The organism is Nonomuraea sp. NPDC005501 (genome assembly GCF_040605905.1).
Taxonomy (GTDB): Bacteria; Actinomycetota; Actinomycetes; order Streptosporangiales; family Streptosporangiaceae; genus Nonomuraea.
Window position 1 is genome coordinate 1 of sequence record NZ_JBEXDT010000204.1, and the last position, 3,535, is coordinate 3,535.

At 70.2% G+C, this 3,535-nt stretch carries 3 protein-coding genes; all 3 read left to right on the top strand.

Annotated elements, in window-relative coordinates; all coding sequences use genetic code 11:
• The first annotated feature begins 233 nt into the window (after window positions 1-233).
• The 3 genes from ABZS51_RS42445 (at window position 234) to ABZS51_RS42455 (ending at window position 3,290) form a co-directional block, all read left to right on the top strand.
• Entirely contained in the window at window positions 234-509 is a 276-nt protein-coding gene (locus tag ABZS51_RS42445; protein WP_310711076.1) for a hypothetical protein, read from the top strand.
• Between the two features lie 87 nt (window positions 510-596).
• On the top strand, window positions 597-2,417 hold the full coding sequence (glmS, locus tag ABZS51_RS42450; RefSeq protein ID WP_310711075.1) for a glutamine--fructose-6-phosphate transaminase (isomerizing): 1,821 nt from the start codon (window positions 597-599) through the stop codon (window positions 2,415-2,417).
• 72 nt (window positions 2,418-2,489) lie between these two features.
• A complete protein-coding gene (locus tag ABZS51_RS42455) occupies window positions 2,490-3,290 on the top strand; it encodes an SAM-dependent methyltransferase (protein WP_355453956.1) in 801 nt (266 codons plus the stop codon).
• Window positions 3,291-3,535: the final 245 nt, after the last annotated feature.

Consider the following 3,535-nt stretch of genomic DNA (forward strand, 5'->3'; position numbering starts at 1 on the left):
GCAGGAGCCGGTGGTGCGCACCGAGGCCGACCTGTTCGACCTGACGCTCGACCAGCTCATCCCGATCCGGTCCGTGGTGCGCGACATGGACAGCGCGTCGACTACACTACGCACAGTAATCGCCGCATCGGAAAGTCCGCCGGCACCGCGAGAGTGTGTTGATTCGGCTATCCCTGCCCGATTCCGGGCAGGATGTTGGCGTGTCGCGTTCCCTGTGCGTAGTGTCCTCGTCTGTGTCCACGACGCTGCACCCCTACGAGGAGCTGATCGCCCACCTCATCCGGACCAGCGGGCTCGGCCCCGGTGAGGCCGCGCGGGTGGTCGCCGACGTGCTGTCGTACTTCTCCGAACCGGTGGAGGCGTTCGTGCGGCGGCGCCACGCCGAGCTGAAGGCCCGGGGCCTCACCAACGACGAGATCTTCCCCAGAGTGGCCGCCGAGCTTCGCGGGCGCCGCGTCGCGGCGCCCGAGCTGTCCCTGCGGCAGTTGCGCCGCATCGTCTACGGCTGACCGGACAGGCCGTTCCCAGAACCACCTGAGAAACAACTGCATCGCCGTCTTCCGAGAAGACGGATGACGACGGATAGGAGATGTCGGATGTGCGGAATCGTCGCGTACGTCGGCCCCAAGGACGCCGCCCCCATCCTGCTGGAGGGCCTGCAACGGCTGGAGTACCGCGGGTACGACTCGGCCGGTGTCGTGGTCTCGAACAAGGGCCTCAAGGTCCGCAAGGTCAAGGGCAGGGTCGCCGACCTGGCCAAGGTCGTGCCGGCCAGGTTCAAGGGCGGGCTCGGCATCGGCCACACCCGGTGGGCCACCCACGGCGTCCCCAGTGACGTCAACGCGCATCCGCACCTGTCCTCCGACGAGCGCGTCGCCGTCGTGCACAACGGCATCATCGAGAACGCCGACGAGCTGCGCGCCAAGCTGGTGGCCGACGGCGCGGAGTTCCTCTCCGAGACCGACACCGAGGTGCTGGCCCACCTGATCGCCCGCACCGTGAAGGAGACCGACTCGCTGGAGGAGGCCGTCCGCAAGGCGCTGAAGAGCGTCGTCGGGACGTACGGCATCGCGGTCATGGACGCCGAGCGGCCGGGAGAGGTGGTCGTGGCCCGCAACGGCAGCCCGATCGTGCTCGGCATCGGCGAGAAGGAGATGTTCGCCGCCTCCGACGTGGCCGCGCTGGTCCGCTACACCCGCCAGGTCGTCCACCTGGAGGACGGCGAGCTGGCCGTCCTCAAGGCCGACGGCTTCCACACCTTCGCCAGCGACGCCCGCGAGACGGCCAAGGAGCCGCTGACCGTCGACTGGGACGCCGGCCACTACGACACCGGCGGCTACGAGCACTACCTGCTCAAGGAGATCTCCGAGCAGCCCGAGACCGTGGCCCGCACCATGAGCGGCCGGCTCGACGAGCGCTTCCACATCGCCCATCTGGGCGGCCTCAACATGGACGCCCGCGAGACCCGCTCCTTCCGCCGCGTCAAGATCATCGGTTGCGGCTCCGCGTACTACTCCGGCCAGATCGGCGCCCAGCTCATCGAGGAGCTGGCCCGCATCCCGGCCGACGCCGAGCCGGCCAGCGAGTTCCGCTACCGCAACCCGGTCGTCGACCCCGACACCCTCTACGTCGCGATCAGCCAGTCGGGCGAGACGTACGACACGCTGGCCGCCGTGCAGGAGCTCAAGCGCAAGGGCGGCCGGGTCATCGGCATCGTCAACGCGGTCGGCAGCGCCATCGCCCGCGAGGTCGACGGCGGCGTCTACCTGCACGCCGGGCCGGAGGTGTCGGTCGCCTCGACGAAGGCGTTCACCTCGACCGCGCTGGCGTTCGCGCTGCTCGCCCTGCACTTCGGGCGCGTCCACGACCTGTCGCCCGCCGACGGCCGCCGCGTCGTCGAGGGGCTGCGCCGCCTCCCGGCCCAGATCGAGGAGATCCTCTCCCAGAGCGACAAGATCGCCGAGCTGGCCCGGAAGTACGCCCCGTACCCGAGCATGATGTTCGTCGGGCGCGTGCGCGGCTACCCCGTCGCCCGCGAGGGCGCCCAGAAGCTCAAGGAGATCTCCTACGTCCACGCCGAGGCGTACCCGGCCAGCGAGCTCAAGCACGGCCCCCTCGCGCTGATCGGGCCGGAGATGCCGACGGTGGCGATCGTGCCCGACGACGAGCTGCTGGACAAGAACCTCACCACGCTCGGCGAGATCCGCGCCCGCGGCGGCCAGGTGCTCATGGTGGGCCACCGCGAGCCCGACGCCAAGCTGGCCGACGACGTGATCGTGGTGCCGAAGAACGAGATCGAGCTCGACCCCATCCTGCTGACGATCCCGCTCCAGCTCCTCGCCTACCACGCCGCCGTGGCTCTGGACCGCGATGTCGACAAGCCTCGCAATCTCGCGAAGAGTGTCACAGTTGAGTAACTTAACGCGGCACTATGGCTACAATCGCACAAAGGTCGTGTTAGCGGCGCATTCTCGACCTAAGATCCGAATGTGGCCGAGTTCGATCCTCACACGCCGAACGTCGCCCGCATGTACGACTACCTGCTCGGCGGCCACGACAACTACGCCGTCGACCGCGAGGCGACCGAGCGGCTGGTAGCGCTGGTCCCGCAGGCCGTGCCGCTGGCGCGGGCCAATCGCGGCTTCCTGCGGCGGGCCGTGCGCCACCTCGCGGGCGCCGGTGTGCGCCAGTTCCTCGACCTCGGCAGCGGGCTGCCCACGCAGGGCAGCGTCCACGAGATCGTTCCGGACGCCAGCGTCGTGTACGTCGACCGCGACCCGGTCGTGGCCGCGCACGCCAGGGCCCTGCTGGGCGAGGGCGACGGAGGCAGGGCGGCCCCGGACCGCCGGGCCGCCTTCCTCCAGGCGGATCTGCTCGACGCGCCCGAGGTGCTGGAGGGCGCCTCGGAGCTGCTGGACCTCGGCCGGCCGGTGGGGATCCTGCTGGTCGGCATCCTGCACTTCCTCCCCGACGCGGACGGGCCGTACGAGACGGTGGCGCGGCTGCGCGAGGCCGTCGCGCCGGGCAGCCACCTGGTGATCACCCATGCCGTCGCCCCAGGAAGGCCGGCGGGTGGCGGAGGCGTCACCCCGATCTCCCGGGGGCGCGGCGCCGACCGGCCGCCGGCCGCCATCCGGCGCTTCTTCGGCGACTTCGCCCTGGTCGAGCCCGGCCTGGTGAACGCGGCGGACTGGCGCCCGGACCGGCCCCGCCTGGCGGGGGAGCCGGGCGGCGGTTCGTATCTCATGGCGGGTGTGGGGTGGAAGCATCCCATAGCCCCTGATGTGTGACGTCTTGTAGTGGTTCGTTAACCTGGTGTAGCGAGATGCTGGCTCGCGGACCGGGGAGGCATGCCATGCGCCGACGGCAGGTGCTCGCACTCGGGCTCGGCCTGGCGGTCTCGGGGCTGGCGAGCGCCGCCGGGTGCGGCGCCGGGCGGGCGCTCGCTTCCACCACTTCGCTATTCGTCAGGATCTTGCCGACAAGTACGGAATGAGCGAGATTACGGACTTCTCCGGACTGGAGAGGTTCTGGT

Coding starts and splice junctions, on each gene's coding strand:
- glmS (WP_310711075.1), top strand. CDS start 597: ATGTGCGGAATCGTCGCGTACGTCGGCCCCAAGGACGCCGCCCCCATC.